The sequence below is a fragment of the Nocardia sp. NPDC046763 genome (genome assembly GCF_040645495.1).
Classification (GTDB): domain Bacteria; phylum Actinomycetota; class Actinomycetes; order Mycobacteriales; family Mycobacteriaceae; genus Nocardia.
The window spans coordinates 225,356-244,142 of sequence record NZ_JBEYYI010000012.1 but is presented as its reverse complement, the minus strand read 5'-3'; the positions used below and the strand labels follow the sequence as shown (position 1 = coordinate 244,142).

The window sequence follows — 18,787 nt, the reverse complement described above, 5'->3', positions numbered from 1 at the left end:
GTTGGCCGTGCCGCCGATCACAGTCCGGAAGCTGTTCATATCGGACGCAGGCAGCAGAATGGGCAGCGTGGTGGAGCTTCATAGTCATCGTTTCGGTCCCCCGACCGGTCCGGTCGTGCTGGCGTTGCACGGGTTGACGGGCCACGGCCGGCGCTGGCAGGCGCTGGCCGACGAGCATCTCCCCGATGTCCGGATCATTGCACCGGATCTGCGAGGGCACGGGAGGTCGCCCGGCGTGCCGCCGTGGGATTTCGAAACTCTCGTCGATGATCTCGCGGCGCTGCTGGAGCACGAGACGAGCGAACCCGTGGTAGTGCTCGGGCATTCGTTCGGCGCGGCCACCGCGGTGCACCTGGCGCATCGCCGCCCGGAGCTGGTGCGCGGGCTGGTACTGCTGGATCCGGCCATCGGCCTGGAACCCGAGCGCATGCTGACCATCGCGAATTCCATGCTGGCGGCACCGGATTACGAGAGCATCGAACAGGCCCGGTTCGACAAGCTGGAGACCTCCTGGGCCGAGGTGGACCCGGCGGTCCTGGACGCCGAGCTGACGGAGCACCTGGTGCCCACCGCGAACGGCCGCGTGGGCTGGCGGATGACCCTGCCGGCGATCATCGCCTTCTGGGGTGAGATCGCCCGGGACTTCGTGCTGCCGCCACGCGAGCTGCCGACGGTCATGGTGCAGGCGATGAAGGTGAATCCGCCACTGGTGTCTCCCGGCTTCCGCGCGGCGCTCACCGCTCATCTGGGTGACCGGCTCACCGTCCACGAATTCGATTGCGACCACATGGTCGCGCAAGCGCGGCCGCTGCAGACCGCCGCGCTGGTCCGTGCCCTGCTCTGACCCAGGAGGCGCGAAATGCCAACCACCGAAGCCGAAGTCGAGCGAGTACGCGAATTGGTCGCGGCCATTCCGCCCGGCCGGGTCGCCACCTACGGAGATATCGCGGCCGCGGCGGGTCTGTCCACGCCTCGCACGGTCGGCTGGATCATGCGCACCGATTCCGCGGATCTGCCGTGGCATCGGGTGCTGCGCGCAAACGGCACGCCCGCACCACATTTGGCGCATCGGCAGCTGGCCGAGCTGACGGCCGAGGGCTGTCCGATCGCGGACGGCCGGGTGGACCTGCGGCGTGCCCGTTTCCGGTTCGCCGGAACCTGATACGCGTCACCCGCCCGCCGGTTACCGTGAAAGGATGTCCACCCGTCTGGCCTGCGTGGTGTTCGATGCGGTCGAGCCCAGGGCGGCGGCCCGGTTCTGGGCCGAGCTGCTGGGCTGGGAGGTGACGATGGACCGGCCCGGCGAGGTCGATGTCGCCGCACCGGACCCGGACGCTCCGGACGTGGCGCTCACCTTCCTCCCGTCGCGGCGGCCCAAGACCGCCAAGAACCGCATCCACCTGGATCTGTGCAGCCGCTCGCTGGATCATCAGCGGCTGCAGGTGGACCGGGCGCTGGCCCTGGGCGCCCGCCGGCTGGACATCGGCCAGGGCTCGGTGCCGTGGACGGTGCTGGCCGATCCCGAGGGCAATGAGTTCTGTGTGCTGGAGCCGCGTGAGCAGTACGTGGACACCGGCGCGGTGGCGGCCATCGTGATGGATACCCGGGACCCGTTGCGGCTGGCCGAGTTCTGGTCCGCCGCGTGCGGCTGGCCGCTCACGCACCGGACCGCCCGCTACGCGGGTATCCGGGCCGCCACCGGGCAGGGCCCGTGGCTGGAATTCCTGCTCGAGCCGGCGGCGCCGGGCGAGCGCAGCCGTCTCCATCTGGATCTCGTCGCCTTCCCCACCGACGATCCCGTCGAGGAGGCGGCCCGGTTGCGGGCCGCGGGCGCGGTTCCGGTCGGCCCCGACGCACCGCCGTTCGGCGGTGAATCACCGGCTGTCGAGTCGGTCCTGGTCCTGGCCGATCCGGAGACCAATGAATTCTGTCTTTTACGAGCAACTGTCGATTGACGCTGCTGATCCCGACCGCTTCCCCGCGCGAGGATCAGACAATTCCGTGCTCCGCGCTGAGCCGGATCACCCAGAGGTTCCGATCACCCGTCAGGCCGCGCCGCGCTCGTGACGACGGCGCTCGCGCGGCGAAAGACCGCCCCAGATGCCGAAACGCTGATCGTGGGTGAGTGCGTAGTCGAGGCATTCCTTGCGTACCTCGCAGGAGAAGCAAATGCGCTTGGCCTCCCGGGTGGAGCCGCCCTTGTCGGGAAAGAATGCCTCGGGATCGGTTTGGGTGCACAGCGCCTGCCGGTGCCAGGTCTCGTTCTCGCCTCCATCGCGGCGGGTGAGGGATTCGAACATTGCGTCGAAATTGGTGAAAAGCAGCTTCACTTCCTCTATCCCTTCGATATGTATCGGAAAGAAAAACGAGCGGTATGTTTTATGCGCGGCCCATACCGCAGTCACCACTGACAGCGGCGAGGCGGGCCTGCTCACCATTGACGAAGATACGACGGGCGTGCACGGCCGCCGGCGCATCCGACCACGGCGCGAGAGCGGTGGTGAACATGAGTTCGCACCAGCTCAATGCCGGGACCTCACCGCACGCTAGGGTATTCAGCAGAGACAGTTCCTGATCGCTGTCATTCCAGGCGGCGAAAAGCCAGGAGGCGTCCAGCCGGCCCAGGAATTCTTCGGCGTCTTCCGGAAGGCCGAGCGGAGCATCTACCGCGAGGTGAACCACGGCGGAAATCGCGTGGCGCATCCGCGCATCCAGGCCGACCCCGTCGTGCAGCAGCAGACCTTCGAGCGACTCCCGCAATCCCGCGCCGCGATCGATCCGGAAGTCGTTGCGTCGAGCTGCGGTGGTGGCGTCGAGCATTTGTTTCCTCCCTTGATATTGCGCTTGTCCCAAAAGCGTCACGGCCTGATTAAAAGTGCCTCGTGATCTTGTTGTCCAGTTTTGAGGCAATCTAGGGCAAACCCCTAGCAGTACTGACACTGGCCAGTGTGGGTACCCGTCGGGAACCTCACCGAACAGTGCCCGGCACCACGCGGGCAAACATCTGGGGAGCGGCCACTTCCGCCGCTTAGGGTCTGACCATGCCTTATGTTCAATCAGGTTCAGCGACAATTCATTACGTCACCAGCCAGATCGACGGCCCGACCTTGCTGCTCGCCCACGGGTTCTTCCTGGACGAGTCGATGTTCGAGCCAATGCGCGAACCTCTGGCAGCCGCCGGTGTCAATCTCGTAACGGTCGATGCGCGATGCCATGGTCGCACCCAGTCACCTGATGGCGAACCGTTCAGCTATTGGGATCTGGCGGCGGACGGATTGGCGGTCCTCGATGAACTCGGAATCGAGAAGGCGGTCATCGGCGGAATGAGCCAGGGCGGCTACGCCGCATTGCGCATGGCATTGCTGGCGCCGGAGCGGGTGCAGGGCCTGGCCCTGATCGACACCGAGGCCACCGCGTGCAATCCGGCCGAATTGGCCTACTACCGTGAGTTCTTCGAATGCTGGACCGGTCCGGAGCCACTGGCCCCGCTGGTCGCCGAATTGGCCCCGCAGCTCATCGGCGGCACCGATCCGCGGCTGTGGCGCACCTGGACCAGCCGCTGGTACAGCTCCGATCGCCAGAGCATCATGCTCGCCGCCCGGTGCCTGATGGACCGGCGCTCGGTACTGCATCGACTACCGGAGATCTCCGCGCCGGCACTGGTGGTGCGCGGTAGTCACGATGCCAACAGCACCGCCCAGAAGTCCGAGGCGTTGGCCACCGGGCTGGCCGGGGCCGACGGTGTGGTCACCATTCCGGGCGCGGGACACGGCGCGGCCTGGACTCATCCGGAAGTGGTTGCGCCGCTGCTGATCCGGCTGGTCGAGCGGTCCAACGCCCGGCGGGAGAACCGGCTGGCGCGGGCGCTGTCGACACCATGGCCGCGGATGCGCGGGGGACGCGAGATCCAAGCCGCGCAGTGACGGGGAGCCTTCTGCCCCGAGTGTTCGAGGGAGCAGGCCGTGCCCATGGCGGTCACGGCCGGCGGATACTCACCCGGCCTCGCGCCAGCTCGGGATGCCGAGGAAGATCTGAATCTGGCTGGGGTAGGCCGCATTGAAGACGCTGAACAGCTGCACCGCGATATCGAAGCGCCGGTTGCTCTCGCGGTCGCGCAGGCGCATGGTGGCGCGGGGCCGACCGTAGGCCGCGACGCCCTCGTCCCACATTTCCCGAAAAAGTCCGAAACGTCCGAGTTCTGCGAGAAATTCAATAGACCAATCGGTATCTCCAGAGCTCGCGATCAGACCGCGCAACCAGTGCACGGTGAGCCGGACCTCCTCCTCCCACTCGACCATGACCTCGCGGGCGGCCTCGTTACCCAGAAACCAGCGCAGGATATTGATGTCCCGCTCCAGCCCGGGGAAGGCGCGGGAGTAGCTTTCGTTGCAGGCGAGCACATTCCAGCGGGTGTCGACGTAGGCGGCGAGATTTGGTTCGTGCAGCTCGAGGGCACGGCGCATATCGTCGGTGATTTCACCGCGTAGTTGTTCCACGGTGGGGAATTCGCTCACGCCGAGTCCGGCCAGATCGAGCAGATGCCGACGCTCGACGGCCGACAGCGGGGTTATTCGGTCCAGATATCGCAGCAGCGCATCCACCACTTCGCGGGTGGGGTGGCCGCGATCGCCCTTCTCCAAATGGCTGATGTAGCTGGCGCTCACGCCGGCATTGAACGCCAGCCTTTCTCGTGATACGCCTCGCGCATCACGCAGGCGGCGCAGCAGCAGTCCGAATGTCGGCGGCTTCAGATCGTCCGAGTCCCTATCGGGTTTCACGCCCAGCACCACGCCGTTCCCTCTCCGCAAACATTTAGCAAACTAACCCTCATCGCTCTGGGTCCTCGCAGTACCGGACAGTGGGACCCGGTGTGGCGCCCGGTGTGAACTGTGACGAACGCCGCGTACTCCGCCAGTTCTCAGGTCGGATACTGCCATATGAGATTGTTCTCAACGTTAAAACAAGACCATTTCTACTATGTGTCGTGCCACATCTCATAACGTAACGACTATCGGCAATTGCTTAGCAAGCGCGGGTTTCCGGGCGCGCCCAACAAGCTCTGAACAGCCTGCCACTACGATCTTCAACCATGCGCTGTGAACGAAGGACACGCCCCTACCCCGGATCGGGCTCGTGACACCCGTCGACGCCATCGTGCTGGCCGGTGGAAAGGCCAGCCGGATGGGCGGGGTGGACAAGCCGGCCATCGTGGTCGGCGGGCAGTCCATGCTGGACGCAGCGCTGACGGCGGTCGCCGGCTGCGCACGCACCGTGGTGGTGGGCCCACATCGGCCCGAATTGTCGCCGGAAATCCTTCAGGCACAGGAGATACCGGCCGGAGCGGGCCCGGTGGCGGCCATTGCCGCGGGGCTGGGCGCCCTCGCCGGCTGTGAGTTCCCGGCCGCGCTGATCGTGGTACTGGCCGCCGACATGCCCTTCCTCACCGCCGCTGCGGTGGACGAACTGCTCTCCCACGCACGGGAATCCGGCAGCGACGCGGTCTTCGCCGCGGATGCCTCGGGCCGCCCGCAGTATCTGGTCGGGGTGTGGCGGCGCGCCGCCCTGGTCGCGGCGCTGAAAAACCTGGATTCCCTGGTGAATCAGCCGATGAAGGCGCTGGTGCCGGTGGAGACCGCCATGGTGGCGCTGCCCGGCGTGGACGACTGCGACACCCCCGAGGACGTGCGACGGGCCCGGACCGGGGCGGCGCGCACCGCCGCGCCGCTGTGGCTCGACGAGGCGCGGGATGTGCTGCGCGGGAGCATCTCCCCGCTGCCGGTGCGCCGCGCGGTGCTGCGCTCCGCGCGTGGGGCGACACTGGCCGCGCCCCTGCTCGCGGCGGACGCCCTGCCGCGCTTCGATGTCTCGGCCATGGACGGTTACGCGGTGAGCGGCGACGGGCCCTGGCAGTTGCGCCGCGATATCGGTTTCGCGGGCGGCCAGCGGCCGGTGGGCCTCCTGGACGGCGAGGCGGTGCGGATCGCCACCGGCGCGCACGTGCCCGACGGTACCGGTTCGGTGGTGCGCGACGAGTTCGTCCGCCTCGAGGCCGACGGGACGCTGTACCGGCTGCCGGACACTCCGATTCGCGAGGATGTGCGCCGGCGCGGCGAATACTGGCTCCCCGGTGCGGAAGTCGCCGCCGCGGGCACCCCGGTGACGGCGGCGCTGATCTCGGTGGCGGCCAGCGCGGAGGTCGCGGCGGCGGACGTGCGCGGCCCGGTGCGGGCGCGAATCGTCATGACCGGCGATGAGATTCGCGGCGAGGGGCCGCTGCGCACCGGTCAGACCCGGGACTCGATCGGGCCCATTCTGCCCGATGTCCTGGGCTGGTACGGCGTGGCCACCATCGATCGGGTTCACCTGCGCGACACCGCGAATGCCTTCGACGAGGTGCTGGTCGCGGCCGCGGACTGCGATCTGCTCGTCATCGTGGGCGCGACCGGCGGCGGCGCGGCCGATCAGCTGCGCTCGGCGCTGGACCGCTCCGATGCCACGATGCTGCTGCGCCGCCTGCGCCTGCGCCCCGGGGGTTCCACGGTGGCGGCGCAATTGGCCTCCGGCACAGTCGTTCTGGGGCTGCCCGGTAATCCGTTCGCGGCGATCGCCACCCTGCTCACGCTGATCGGCGCCACGGTCGAGGGCCTGACGGGCGCGACCCCGGCTCGCCCGATCGTGGGCCCGCTGGTGAACGCCGCCGAGCTGACCGCGCCGGTCGCGCGCATCGTCCCGGCCCAGGCGCTGCCCGGAGGCGGCTTCCGGGGCGATCTCCAGCTGCGCACCGCGCATCTGGCCGATCTGCTGCACCGCGACGGCGTCGTGGTCGTCCCGGCCGACGCCGCGGACGGCGCGCCGGCCGAATTCATCCCGCTGCGTGGGTGATCCGGTCCGCTGGTACCCCGTCTCGATCACCAGTCGTCGAGCTCGGCGTGGCCGAGATCCCATCGGGCGGTGATGAGTTCGGCGCTGATGCCCTGCCACGGCACGCCCTGCGGATAGTGCTCCAGGAAGGCCGCGCCGGTGAGGTTGTCCACGTCGAGCAGGCCGGTGCCCATGGGGATGCGGCTGACCGATTCCACGCCGGTGGCCACCGCGATCTCGCAGTCCCCGGCGACAAGCGACCAGTACTCCAACGGCATCCAAGATCCCCCACCCCGGTGGGCGATCAGAAGCACTGCACTCCAACGGATTTGCAGTGGTGCACATCACCCGTACCGGGTGAAGCGGGTTCAGCCGGGTAGCCAGAGAACTGTCAGCAACTGCCCGGGGTAGGCGGTGCTGTCAAGCCTGCCGTGCTGGGCGTAGACCTTGCGCCGCAGCCCGGTCACCGGATTGCGCAGCTGCACGGCCCACACATGCGGTGCGAACTCCCCGCCGCCCTCGGACCAGGCCTGCCGGAATTTCGGGAACTCTCCGAGATCACGAATGAGATCGGCGAATCCGTCGGCATTGCCCGATCGCCCGATCAATCCGCGCATCCAGCGGGTCACCCGGCGGGCATCGGCCTCCCAGTTCACTATGACCCGGGTCGCCAGCTCATTGCCGAAGAACCAGCGCAGCATATTGCCGCCCTCGGTCAGGCCCGGGAAGGCGGCGTCCCAGCTGTCATTGCTGGCCAGCAGGTTGGCGCGAACGTCGATCAGGGCGGCCATATTCGGACTGTGCAGTTCCAGGGCCCGCAGCATCTCGGGCGTGATCGCCGCGCGCAATTCCTTCGGGGAGGGAAGCTCGCCCGATCCCAAGCCCGCGAGGTCGCCGAGCTGGCGGCGGTCCTCGGTGGAGAGCGGGTCCAGCCGGTGCAGATAGCGGGTGAGCGCCTCGACCACTTCCCGGGTCGGGTTGCCGCGGTCACCTTTCTCCAAATGCGTTATGTAACTCGCGCTCACACCGGCGTTGAATGCCAGGCGTTCGCGGGAAACACCGCGATTGTCACGCAGGCGGCGGAGCAGGTTTCCCAAGGTGGGTGCTTCGAGTTCCGGAGAATCCTGTCCATATACCGCTTTCGCGCCCACCTGGTTCCCTCCTGTGCGGAATCCCGGCAGCCCACTCAGCCTCCCTGCGGAGGCACCGCCGAGATCTCCTTCGAGACGGATACTTACACAGATTCGGATACGACCCGTTCTGCGCGGCAAATCCAGTCAATATCACCGGATACTCCTATTGGTATAAGTTCCGGTGTGTCCGTGGCTGTCAGCGCGGAATGGTGCTCCCCAAATTACTCTCAGGCCCCCAATGCGAGCGGCACTTGCGTGGACACGATTTCGTCTCGGCGCGCGGGGGCCGGATCCGGGGCGGGAACCGCGTCCAGCAGGCGCCGCGTGTACTCCTCCCGCGGATGCTGGAAAATGGCCGTGACCGGGCCTGATTCGACTATACGACCCTCCCGCAGCACCACCGCACGGTCGGCCACCTGATGCACGACGGCGAGATCGTGACTGATGAACAGGCAGGCGAATCCGTATTCGGCGCGCAGATCGGCGAACAGTTCGAGCCACTGCGCCTGCACCGACGCATCCAGCGCACTGGTCGGCTCGTCCGCCACCAGCAGTCGTGGCGCGAGGGCCAGCGCCATCCGCTGCCGTTGCCCGCCGGACAACTCGCCCGGACGCCGGCTCGCGTACTCGCGTGGCAGGCGCACGGATGCGAGCAGATCCCCCACCCTGGCCCGCAACAGTGCCCCCGAGGCCGCCCGATGCACCCGCAGTGGTTCGCCGATCGAGTCCTCGAGGCTGCGCCGCGGATCCAGCGAGGCTGCCACGTCCTGATGCACCAGCGCGACGTTCTTCCGCAGCCCCCGCTGCGACAACCCGGTGAGCGAGACGCTTTGCAACACCACCTCTCCCGAAGCCGCGGGCACCAAACCCAGCGCAGTACGGCCCGGCTGGATTTCGACCACTTCGCCGGCGCGCATGACCACCACGCGGTCGGCGATGGCGGCTACTACGCCCAGGTTGTGGGTGATGAAGAGGATGGCGGTGTTGTTGCGGCGCTGGAGCTTCCAGGAGGAGGTGGAGGATTTCGGCCTGGACGGTGACGTCGAGGGCGGTGGTGGGCTCGTCGGCGATGAGGAGGTCTGGGTCGCCGGAAAGGGCCAGGGCGATTATTACGCGTTGCTTTTGGCCGCCGGAGAGTTTTCGGGTACGGCGGTGCGCTCCGATCGGTCACCTATCGGCCGGAGGCTGTCGGGATGCCGGAGGAGGCTCGGCAAGCGTTGGATTCCGGGGCCGAGTTGATCGCGGGCGAAAACCCGAACAGAGAGAACTCAAAAGAGCCAAGACCCAAAGAACGAAAAGACGCAGAGAAGGGAGGGGCCAGGCTCGCCGACGCGCCTTCGGCTACCAGCCCCCTCACCTTTGAACCTGCATGTAGATGTCGCTGCAGGCAGCCGGGCGGTCATGCGGCCCGTGAACCCCACTTCAGACAACTCGATTCGATCGCAGCAGCGACCCGCTCGCCGACGTGATGTCGATCGTTCACACGCGGGATGCCGGTGGGGTCAAGACTTTTCGGGGCAATCCACCCGGTGCGTCCCCGATCGGGGGAATCCTTGCCCATCACAACGGTTTTCCAACCCTCGGCACTGTCATTGACCAGCGCATGGCAGTGATCGCACGCCAAGGTCAGGTTGTTCAGGTCGGTGGGCCCACCCTTGCCCCAGTCGGCGATGTGATGCACCGCGCACATACTCGCCGGTGTCTCGCATCCCGGGCGGGTGCAGCCCTTGTCGCGGGCGATCAACGCCAACCGCTGAGCCGGAGAAGCCAATCGATCGCAGCGGCCGAGGTAGAGCGGCAGCGCATCGGCATCGAGGACCGCCAGGACCGGCCTTGTCCCCGCGGCCATTTCGAGGGCCTCGTTGATGGACACGTGGCCGCCGGACGCGGTGGTCGCGACACCGGTCCCACGCTCGAGATCGTTGAGCGACATGGTCACGATGGCCTGCACCGGCAGACCACGGTGCGAACCCAGCTTGGCGGGGTCGACGCCGGGCTGCAGCAGCGCGTACAGGGCATCGTGGGTGCGCTGACCCGCATCACGACGGTCACGCCGGGCGGCAGCGTCCAACACCTTCGAGTCGACGGCCTTGGCGGTGGCAGCGATGCTGTCGACGTCGTCGATATTGCACATGCCCGGACGCGCCAGCTTGGCAAAGACAGCGTCGAGCAGTGCGCGGAGTTCGGGGGTGAGCCAGCCTTCGATCCAGCTCATCCCGTCCACCCCGGGACGACCCAGGATCAAGCCACGACGGCGACGACGGTCGACATCCGACACGACTTTGCCGTCGGGGTCGATGCGGGCGAGGATGTCGCGCCCGATCTTCGGCAGATCATCGGGCCACCCGACACGCGAGTGGCCGACCAGGATCTCCTCGGCCTCGGTGCGGGTTTCGGCGGGGATGTCGGTGGGCAGGTGGTTCATCACGTCGATGATGTTGCGGACATGATCGCGGGAGATATCGCCCGCCTCATAGGCTTCGGCGGTCTTGGCGAGGGTGGCCGGACGCAGGTGCCCGGTCGGCTCGAAGAATTCTCCGCACTGCATGGTGATCTTCACCCGCACCGAGGCGTCGTACTTCGACAAACCCAGGGTCTGGCGCAGGAACGGCACCACATCCTTCGCCGCACTACCCTTCGGCAGGGAGCGGTTGCAGGCTTCGATGATCAGGCGTGAATCCAGTGCGGACAGTTTGCGTTTGCAGGTTTCCAAGCGTTGCATCAACTCCACCACATCGCCGTCGGCGAGCGCGTTGAGGTTTGCATTGAAGACGGAGTTCGACAGGGTGTCGACGGCGGTGGCCAGTTCGGCAATACCGCTCGTGTCGAGTGTCACCTCCATCGAATTCATACACCAATTCTATCGCTGAACTCAATACCACAGAACCCGAAATGTCCTTTATGACAAGGTAATTCGACAATCATCACTTTGAACCGCCACTCTCTCAATGGATTTCATCGACCATAGCGAAACCTCGAGCCGCGGCCCGCACACCCGCCACCCTCAGCGCGTCGGCGAGATCGTCGGGGACGTCTATGGCACGTTCGGCGGTGTCACGTTCCACGGTGACCGCGACCTGGTCGCCGGCCCCCTACCGAGTTCGGTGCGGATCGCCTCAGCAGGCTGAGGCACGGCCCGGCGCCCATGTTGGCGATGGAGCCGCGGTAGAGGATGCCGTCGAAGGTGGCCTGGACAGGGATGCGGCCTCCGCCGCCGAGGGCGGCGATGACGTCGGGGGAACCGGGATGTATGCACCGCTGTTGGCCGCGGTCTCGATCACACCGTCGAATCGTTGCATGGGTGCACGATATAGCGACCACTCAGCAATCAAAGGGTGTGTTAACAAATATTAAGTAACCGAGAACCAACCGTTTCGGAAGCTTCACCGCTACTGCCCCGGAAGCCCCTTCCGAGAACTTGTTTCACTGCCTGCGAAGGAGTTTTCCCAGGTCGCGAACGCAAGGTGTGACCTTGGCCGCTACCCCGCAGTGACCGGAACATTGCGGCGATCTCACAGCTCACAAATGCGCTTCGAGCATTGTGAGCAAACCGTTTTGATGCCTCCCTCGGCGTCCCTACAGTCGAGCCAGCAGCCCGGTTTTCCAGCTCGAAGGGGGCGTTATGGCTATTACGCAGAACGGACACTCGTCCGCCGATGCGCTGCTTCGACTGGGGAAGTACTTCAACCGCGGCGAGGTGTCCGGCGACCTGCGCACCCTGCACAAGGTGGGCGGGCGCGAGGCCGACGAGTTCTACCGGGATCGGTGGTCGCACGACAAAGTGGTGCGGTCCACGCACGGCGTGAACTGCACCGGTTCGTGCTCGTGGAAGATCTACGTCTCCGACGGCGTGATCACCTGGGAGTCGCAGCAGACCGACTACCCGAGCGTCGGCGCCGACAAGCCGGAGTACGAGCCGCGCGGCTGTCCCCGTGGCGCGTCGTTCTCCTGGTACACCTACTCGCCCGCGCGTATCCGCTACCCGTACGTGCGTGGCACGCTGCTGGAGCTGTACCGCGACGCCAAGACGCGGCTCAAGGACCCGGTGCTGGCGTGGGAGTCCATTGTCGAGGACGCGGACCGGGCCAAGGCCTACAAGTCCGCCCGCGGCAAGGGCGGGTTCGTGCGCGCCGAATGGTGGGAAGCCGCCGAAATCGCTGCCGCCGCACACGTTTACACGATCAAGAAGTACGGCCCCGACCGCGTCGCGGGCTTCTCGCCGATCCCGGCCATGTCCATGGTCTCGCACGCCGTGGGCGCCCGGTTCATCTCGCTGATCGGCGGCTCGATGCTGTCGTTCTACGACTGGTACGCCGACCTACCCGTCGCCTCGCCACAGGTGTTCGGCGACCAGACCGACGTGCCCGAGTCCGCCGACTGGTTCGACGCCGGCTACCTGATCATGTGGGGCTCGAACGTCCCGGTCACCCGAACCCCGGACGCGCACTACATGACCGAGGCCCGCTACCGCGGCCAGAAGGTCGTTGTGGTCTCCCCCGACTACGCCGACAACACCAAGTTCGCCGACGAATGGGTACCCGCGCGCCCGGGTACGGACGCCGCCCTGGCCATGGCCATGGGTCACGTGGTGCTGCGAGAGTTCTTCGTGGACAAGCAGACCCCATACTTCAACGACTACATCAAGCGCTACACCGATCTGCCGTACCTGGTGGTGTTGGACGAGCACGAGGGCGGCTGGTCCACCGACGGCGACTACAGCGGTCAAACCTTCACGCCCGGCAAGTTCCTCACCGCCGCCGACCTCGGCCGCACCGGTGAGGGCGTCGAGCACCAGACGGTGCTGCTGGATGCGGACGGCAGTCCGCAGGTGCCCAATGGCTCGCTCGGCCACCGCTTCAATGAGGCGGGCAAGGGGCGCTGGAATCTGGACCTGGGGGACACCGATCCCCTGCTGACCCTGCACGGGCGCACCGATGATGTTGCGGCTGTGCAGTTCCCCTGCTTCGATGGGCTCGCTTCGGATGTCCTCACCCGTGGCGTGCCGACCACCGTCGTCGCGGGACGACGGGTGACGACGGTGTTCGACCTGCTGCTGGCGCAGTACGGCGTAGCCCGGTCCGGCCTGCCCGGCAGCTGGCCGACCGGCTATGACGATGCGACCCAGCCGTACACTCCCGCCTGGCAGGAGTCGATCACCGGCGTCCCCGCCCAACAGGCCGAACGCCTCGGACGCGAATTCGCCGACAATGCCGAGCGTTCCAAGGGCCGGTCCATGATCCTCATGGGCGCGGGGACCAACCACTGGTTCCACTCCGACCAGATCTACCGCTCCTTCTTCACCCTGACCCTGCTCACCGGCTGCCAGGGCGTGAACGGCGGCGGCTGGGCGCATTACGTGGGCCAGGAGAAGTGCCGCCCGGTGACTGGTTGGGCCACACTGGCTTTCGCGTCGGACTGGCAGCGGCCGCCGCGGCAGATGCAGGGCACCGTGTTCTGGTACCTGGCCAACAACCAGTGGCGCTACGACCCGTTCACCTCCGAATCGTTCGCCTCGCCGCTGAGCAAGGGCACCTTCTCCGGGCGCACGGCGGCCGACAACATCGCGCTCGCAACACGTCTGGGCTGGATGCCCTCGTATCCGACGCTCAACCGCAACCCGCTCGATCTCGTCGACGAGGCCGAGCAGGCGGGCAAGACGCCCGCGGATTACGTGGTGGACGGCCTGAAGTCGGGCGATCTCCGCTTCGCCTGCGAGGATCCCGACGCGCCCGAGAACTTCCCGCGCGTGCTGACGGTGTGGCGCGCCAACCTGCTGGGTTCCTCCGGCAAGGGCAACGAGTACTTCCACAAGCACCTGCTCGGCGCGGACTCCAACCTGCAGACCACCGAGGCCACCGGGGTGCGACCGCAGGAACTGGAATGGCGCGACGAGGCCGCCACCGGCAAGCTGGATCTGCTGATGTCGATGGACTTCCGCATGACGTCCACGACCCTGTTCTCCGACATCGTGTTCCCGGCCGCCACCTGGTACGAGAAGCACGACCTGTCCTCCACCGACATGCACCCGTTCGTGCACGCCTTCTCCCCGGCCATCTCCCCGCCGTGGGAGGCCAAGACCGATTTCGAGGCCTTCCACCGCATTGCCCGCGGGTTCTCCTGGCTGGCGGAGAAGCACCTGGGCGTGCGCCAGGACCTGGTCGCGGTGCCGCTGCAGCACGACACCGCCGACGCGCTGGCACAGGCCGGCGGGCGGGTGCTGGACTGGAAACACGGCGAATGCGAACCCATTCCGGGTGTCACCATGCCGAAACTCGTTGTCGTCGAACGTGACTACCCGAACGTCGCGGACAAGATGGCCGCGTTGGGTCCGTTGGTCGAAACGCTGGGACTCACCACCAAGGGTGTCACCACTCTGCCCGATGTCGAGGTAGATTACCTGCGCGGCGTCAACGGCACTGTGGTTTCCGGTGTCGCGCAGGGCCGTCCGTCCCTGGCCAAGGACACCCACGCGGCCGAGGCGATCCTGGCACTGTCCGGCACCACCAACGGCCGGCTCGCGGTGGAAGGGTTCCATGCGCTCGAACAGCGCACCGGAACCGAGCTGGCCGATCTGGCTGCCGAACACGAGGGGAAGCGAATCACCTTCGCCGACACGCAGGCCCGGCCCGTTCCGGTGATCACCTCACCGGAATGGTCCGGGAGCGAGACGGGCGGGCGTCGCTATTCGCCGTTCACCATCAATGTGGAGCGGTCCAAGCCCTGGCACACGCTGACCGGGCGGCAGCACTTCTATCTCGATCACGACTGGATGATGGAGCTGGGCGAGCAGCTGCCGATCTACCGGCCGCCGCTGGACATGACCGCGCTCTTCGGCGAGCCGAAAATTGGACACCGTGGCGAGCCGAAAATTGGGCACCGTGGCGAGCCGAAAATTGGACACCGTGCCGAGCCAGGTATCGGCAAGGTGAGCGAGAACGGTGTGACCGTGCGGTATCTGACGCCGCACTCGAAGTGGTCGATCCACTCCGCCTACCAGGACAACCTGCACATGCTGACGCTCTCGCGGGGCGGTCAGGCCATCTGGATGTCGGACAGGGACGCCGCGAAAATCGGTGTCGCCGACAATGATTGGATCGAGGCCATCAACCGCAACGGCATCGTGGTGGCGCGCGCGATCGTGTCGCACCGCATGCCGGAGGGCACGGTGTTCATGTATCACGCCCAGGACCGCGCGGTGAACGTGCCGCGCATCGAAGGCACCGCGGATGTCAAGCAGGGCAAGGGTAAACGCGGTGGTATCCACAATGCGCTGACCCGGATCATGATCAAGCCCTCGCACCTCATCGGTGGCTATGCGCAGCAGTCGTTCGCGCTGAACTACCACGGCCCCACCGGAAATCAGCGCGACGAGGTCACCACGATTCGCAAACGCAACCAAGAGGTGGAGTACTGATATGCGCGTGATGGCGCAACTGGCCATGGTCATGAACCTGGACAAGTGCATCGGCTGCCACACCTGCAGTGTCACCTGCAAGCAGGCCTGGACCAACCGTTCCGGCACCGAGTACGTGTGGTTCAACAATGTGGAAACCCGTCCGGGACAGGGCTATCCGCGTCGCTACGAGGACCAGGAGAAGTGGAAGGGCGGCTGGACCCTCGACAAGAAGGGCCGGCTGACCCTCAAGTCCGGGTCGCGCATGAAGCGGCTGCTCAATATCTTCGCCAACCCGGACCTGCCCACGGTGTCGGACTACTACGACCCGTGGAGCTACGACTACGACAATCTGCTGTCGGCGCCGCAGATGGACACCACGCCGGTGGCGCGGCCCAAGTCGCTGATCACCGGTGAGGACACCAACGTCACCTGGGGCGCGAACTGGGACGACTCGCTGGGGTCGGGCCCCGAGCAGGTGGGTAAGGACCCATTGCTGGCCAAGCTCTCCGAGCAGGTCAAGCTGGAGTTCGAAGAAACGTTCATGTTCTACCTGCCGCGTATCTGCGAGCACTGCCTCAACCCGTCCTGTGCCGCGTCGTGCCCCTCGGGTGCGATCTACAAGCGCGCCGAGGACGGCATCGTGCTCGTCGACCAGGACAAGTGCCGCGGCTGGCGCCAATGCGTCACCGGATGCCCGTACAAGAAGATCTACTTCAACCACAAGACCGGCAAGGCAGAGAAATGCACGTTCTGCTACCCGCGTGTGGAAGTCGGCATCCCCACCGTCTGCTCCGAAACCTGCGTCGGACGACTGCGCTACATCGGCGTCATGCTCTACGACGCCGACAAAGTCCTCGAGGCCGCCTCGGTCGAAAACGACCACGACCTCTACCCCTCCCAGCTGGGTGTGTTCCTCAACCCGCACGACCCGCGTGTGATCGCCGAAGCCGAAGCCGCCGGTATCTCCCCGGAATGGATTCAAGCCGCACAGGATTCACCGGTCTACAAGCTGATCGTGGACTACCAGATCGCGTTGCCGCTGCATCCGGAATACCGCACCATGCCCATGGTCTGGTACGTACCGCCGCTGTCGCCGGTGGTGGACACCCTCACCCAGACCGGGCACGACGGGGAGAACCACAACAACCTCTTCGGCGCCATCGACGCCCTGCGTATTCCGTTGGAGTACTTGGCCGAACTGTTCACCGCCGGTGAGATCGGCCCTGTCCGAGCCTCGTTGCAGCGGCTCGCCGGGATGCGGTCGTTCATGCGCTCGATCAACCTCGGCCAGGAACCCGATCTGTCCATCCCGGATGCGGTCGGCCTCGAGCCCGAAGAGATCGAAGCGATGTACCGGCTGCTGGCCATCGCGAAGTACGAACACCGGTACGTGATCCCCTCGGGCGCGACTTCCCGTGCCCACGAACTGGATTCCCTCGCCACCGGCTGTTCGCTCGACACCGACGGCGGCCCGGGCATGACGGCCTTCGACTACATGGCCGACAAATTCCACCTCACCGACAGCAACGATGCCTCCCCCGACCAGAAATCCAACCGCATCAACCTGTTGAACTGGGACGGCAAGAGCACGAAAGGCTTGGTGCCCACCGAAAACGGCACCAATGGCTCCGGTGCCAATGGCCATGGCGGAAACGGAGCGAACGGCAGCGGCGCCGTCGCATCCACCACCACGTCCGGCAACGGCAACGGAAACGGCAATGGCCACCATGGTTCCGGCATCGACGGCGTCAGCAACGGCGCTACCGCCGGCGAGCCGGAACCCACCGGAGCCACACGATGAACCTGCTGAAACTGCGCCGGCGCACCGAACCCGCCGTCACCGCGCACGAGGACGATCGGCGGCACACGTGGCGGCTGAATGCGCTGTCGCTCGACTACCCGCACCCGCGAACCCGCGCCAGGATCGACGAACTCGACGCCGCCGCACCGGAATCCACCGGAGTCACGTCATGAGCCTGCTGAAACTGCGACGGCGGCCCGAACCCGCCGTCGCCATGAGCGAACGTGATCGGCGGCTGGTGTGGCGGCTGGGCGCGCTGCTGCTCGACTATCCGAGCGCGCAGACCCTGGCCATGCTCGACGAACTCGACGCCGCCGCAGCGGAATTGCCGGACACCGTGCGTCCGCTGCTGGGCGGGTTCCTCGCACACCTGCGCACCGGCGATGCGATCGCGCTTGCCCAGGAGTATGTCGAGACCTTCGACATGCGTCGCCGGGCCAGCCTGCACCTGACCTTCTACGCCTACGGGGACACCCGCAAGCGCGGGATGGCGCTGCTGCGTTTCAAGCACGCCTACCGGCATGCCGGGGTCGAGCTCGGCGACGAGGAACTGCCCGACCACCTGCCCGTGCTCCTCGAATTCGCCGCCACCGTCGATCCCGTCGGCGGCGAACGACTGCTGGGCGAACACGTCCCGGTGCTGGAACTGCTGCGGTTGTCGCTTTCCGACAGCGGATCTCCTTACGCCGGGGTGCTGGCGTCGGTGGTGGCGACCCTGCCACCGGTCACCACCGCCGACCGCCGGCGCATCGCCGAACTCGCCGCCCAGGGCCCGCCCGAGGAAGAAGTCGGATTGGAGCCCTTCGCCATGGACCCGCTCGCCTTCACCGGATCGGAGGCCCGCCGATGAGCTCCGCGCTCTGGCTGATGCTGCCCTATATCGCGTTCACGTCGTTCGTGCTCGGGCACCTGTGGCGCTATCGCACCGACCAATTCGGTTGGACCACACGGTCTTCACAGGTGTACGAGTCGCGGCTGCTGCGTCTGGGCAGCCCGCTGTTCCACTTCGGCATGCTCGGGGTGATCGGCGGGCACGTGCTCGGCGTGCTCATCCCGCAGTCCTGGACCGACGCCGTCGGCATCTCCGAGGAGACTTATCACGTGGTCGCCGTCTCCGCGGGATCCGTTGCGGGCGTGGCTGTCATCGCCGGGATCGGCATCCTGCTCTACCGCCGCGTCACCGTCTCCGCCGTCCGTCAGGCCACCACCACCAATGACAAGGTGATGTACATCCTGCTGGCCGCCGCCCTGATCACCGGTCTACTCAACACCGTCGGCAGCAACCTGCTCTGGGGCACCTACAACTACCGCCAGACCGTCTCCCCCTGGTTCCGCAGTCTTTTCACCCTGCATCCGCACCCCGATCTCATGGTCGGCACCCCCTGGACCTTCCAGGCGCACGGCCTGATCGTGTTGTCCCTCATCGCCTTCTGGCCGTATACCCGACTGGTGCACATGTTCTCCGCGCCGATCGGCTATCTGGTCCGCCCGTACGTGGTGTACCGCGCCAAGCCCACGAAGTCCGCGGACAAGACCCGCTACGCGCGCGCCTGGGATACCCCCGCCATTCCGCGTCGTTGAGACACCGGGCAGGCA

Annotated in this window: 18 protein-coding genes and 1 pseudogene; 11 read left to right on the top strand and 8 right to left on the bottom strand. The window is 66.5% G+C overall.

The window, feature by feature from the left end; all coding sequences use genetic code 11:
• Positions 1-58 precede the first annotated feature (58 nt).
• Genes ABZ909_RS21495 through ABZ909_RS21485 form a run of 3 tightly spaced genes read left to right on the top strand, consistent with a single transcriptional unit; the run spans position 59 to position 1,955 of the window.
• On the top strand, positions 59-844 hold the full coding sequence (locus tag ABZ909_RS21495; protein ID WP_357002272.1) for an alpha/beta fold hydrolase: 786 nt from the start codon (positions 59-61) through the stop codon (positions 842-844).
• Between the two features lie 15 nt (positions 845-859).
• On the top strand, positions 860-1,162 hold the full coding sequence (locus ABZ909_RS21490) for an MGMT family protein (RefSeq protein ID WP_357002270.1): 303 nt from the start codon (positions 860-862) through the stop codon (positions 1,160-1,162).
• 34 nt (positions 1,163-1,196) lie between these two features.
• Positions 1,197-1,955: a VOC family protein gene (locus ABZ909_RS21485; RefSeq protein ID WP_357002268.1), complete on the top strand. Its 759-nt coding sequence runs from the start codon at positions 1,197-1,199 to the stop codon at positions 1,953-1,955.
• 90 nt (positions 1,956-2,045) lie between these two features.
• Here ABZ909_RS21485 and ABZ909_RS21480 read toward each other — a convergent pair whose 3' ends face one another.
• Positions 2,046-2,330 (bottom strand): WhiB family transcriptional regulator, encoded by a 285-nt coding sequence (locus ABZ909_RS21480; RefSeq protein WP_357002266.1) that lies wholly within the window; start codon positions 2,328-2,330, stop codon positions 2,046-2,048.
• Between the two features lie 49 nt (positions 2,331-2,379).
• Positions 2,380-2,820: a hypothetical protein gene (locus ABZ909_RS21475; protein ID WP_357002264.1), complete on the bottom strand. Its 441-nt coding sequence runs from the start codon at positions 2,818-2,820 to the stop codon at positions 2,380-2,382.
• Positions 2,821-3,041: 221 nt separating this feature from the next.
• Between ABZ909_RS21475 and ABZ909_RS21470 the strand changes: the two genes are divergently transcribed.
• Entirely contained in the window at positions 3,042-3,923 is an 882-nt protein-coding gene (locus ABZ909_RS21470) for an alpha/beta hydrolase (protein WP_357002262.1), read from the top strand.
• Between the two features lie 69 nt (positions 3,924-3,992).
• On the opposite strand, the gene ABZ909_RS21465 is transcribed toward ABZ909_RS21470, so the two are convergent.
• On the bottom strand, positions 3,993-4,778 hold the full coding sequence (locus ABZ909_RS21465) for a helix-turn-helix domain-containing protein (RefSeq protein ID WP_357002260.1): 786 nt from the start codon (positions 4,776-4,778) through the stop codon (positions 3,993-3,995).
• Between the two features lie 355 nt (positions 4,779-5,133).
• On the opposite strand from ABZ909_RS21465, the gene ABZ909_RS21460 reads away from it, so the two are divergent.
• Positions 5,134-6,882 carry an NTP transferase domain-containing protein gene (locus tag ABZ909_RS21460; protein ID WP_357002258.1) on the top strand — a complete coding sequence of 583 codons (1,749 nt, stop codon included), beginning with the start codon at positions 5,134-5,136 and terminating at the stop codon, positions 6,880-6,882.
• 26 nt (positions 6,883-6,908) lie between these two features.
• Here the strand turns inward: ABZ909_RS21460 and ABZ909_RS21455 are convergent, their stop codons facing one another.
• The 4 genes and pseudogenes from ABZ909_RS21455 to ABZ909_RS21440 form a co-directional block, all read right to left on the bottom strand.
• A complete protein-coding gene (locus ABZ909_RS21455) occupies positions 6,909-7,139 on the bottom strand; it encodes a hypothetical protein (protein ID WP_357002256.1) in 231 nt (76 codons plus the stop codon).
• A 90-nt stretch (positions 7,140-7,229) separates the two neighbouring features.
• The gene (locus ABZ909_RS21450) at positions 7,230-7,958 is read right to left on the bottom strand and encodes a helix-turn-helix domain-containing protein (protein WP_357002254.1); all 729 of its coding nucleotides are present in this window, start codon (positions 7,956-7,958) and stop codon (positions 7,230-7,232) included.
• 263 nt (positions 7,959-8,221) lie between these two features.
• A pseudogene (locus ABZ909_RS21445) lies at positions 8,222-9,134 on the bottom strand (ATP-binding cassette domain-containing protein); the annotation flags it as partial.
• Between the two features lie 259 nt (positions 9,135-9,393).
• Positions 9,394-10,845, bottom strand: coding sequence for a DUF222 domain-containing protein (locus ABZ909_RS21440; RefSeq protein ID WP_357002252.1), 1,452 nt, complete (start codon positions 10,843-10,845; stop codon positions 9,394-9,396).
• Between the two features lie 97 nt (positions 10,846-10,942).
• On the opposite strand from ABZ909_RS21440, the gene ABZ909_RS21435 reads away from it, so the two are divergent.
• Positions 10,943-11,122 (top strand): hypothetical protein, encoded by a 180-nt coding sequence (locus ABZ909_RS21435; protein ID WP_357002326.1) that lies wholly within the window; start codon positions 10,943-10,945, stop codon positions 11,120-11,122.
• Here ABZ909_RS21435 and ABZ909_RS21430 read toward each other — a convergent pair.
• On the bottom strand, positions 11,049-11,315 hold the full coding sequence (locus ABZ909_RS21430; protein WP_357002250.1) for a DUF1905 domain-containing protein: 267 nt from the start codon (positions 11,313-11,315) through the stop codon (positions 11,049-11,051). The genes ABZ909_RS21435 and ABZ909_RS21430 overlap by 74 nt on opposite strands.
• Before the next feature lie 301 nt (positions 11,316-11,616).
• Between ABZ909_RS21430 and ABZ909_RS21425 the strand changes: the two genes are divergently transcribed.
• Genes ABZ909_RS21425 through narI form a run of 5 tightly spaced genes read left to right on the top strand, consistent with a single transcriptional unit; the run spans position 11,617 to position 18,772 of the window.
• Entirely contained in the window at positions 11,617-15,408 is a 3,792-nt protein-coding gene (locus ABZ909_RS21425) for a nitrate reductase subunit alpha (protein WP_357002248.1), read from the top strand.
• A 10-nt stretch (positions 15,409-15,418) separates the two neighbouring features.
• The gene (gene narH / locus ABZ909_RS21420; RefSeq protein WP_357002322.1) at positions 15,419-17,191 is read left to right on the top strand and encodes a nitrate reductase subunit beta; all 1,773 of its coding nucleotides are present in this window, start codon (positions 15,419-15,421) and stop codon (positions 17,189-17,191) included.
• Positions 17,188-17,364 (top strand): hypothetical protein, encoded by a 177-nt coding sequence (locus ABZ909_RS21415; RefSeq protein ID WP_357002246.1) that lies wholly within the window; start codon positions 17,188-17,190, stop codon positions 17,362-17,364. The genes narH and ABZ909_RS21415 overlap by 4 nt, the downstream gene beginning before the upstream one ends.
• Positions 17,361-18,041, top strand: coding sequence for a nitrate reductase molybdenum cofactor assembly chaperone (narJ, locus tag ABZ909_RS21410; RefSeq protein WP_357002244.1), 681 nt, complete (start codon positions 17,361-17,363; stop codon positions 18,039-18,041). Before ABZ909_RS21415 ends, narJ begins: the two co-directional genes overlap by 4 nt.
• Complete coding sequence (gene narI, locus ABZ909_RS21405) at positions 18,038-18,772, top strand: respiratory nitrate reductase subunit gamma (protein ID WP_357002242.1); 735 nt, start codon at positions 18,038-18,040, stop codon at positions 18,770-18,772. The genes narJ and narI overlap by 4 nt, the downstream gene beginning before the upstream one ends.
• Positions 18,773-18,787: the final 15 nt, after the last annotated feature.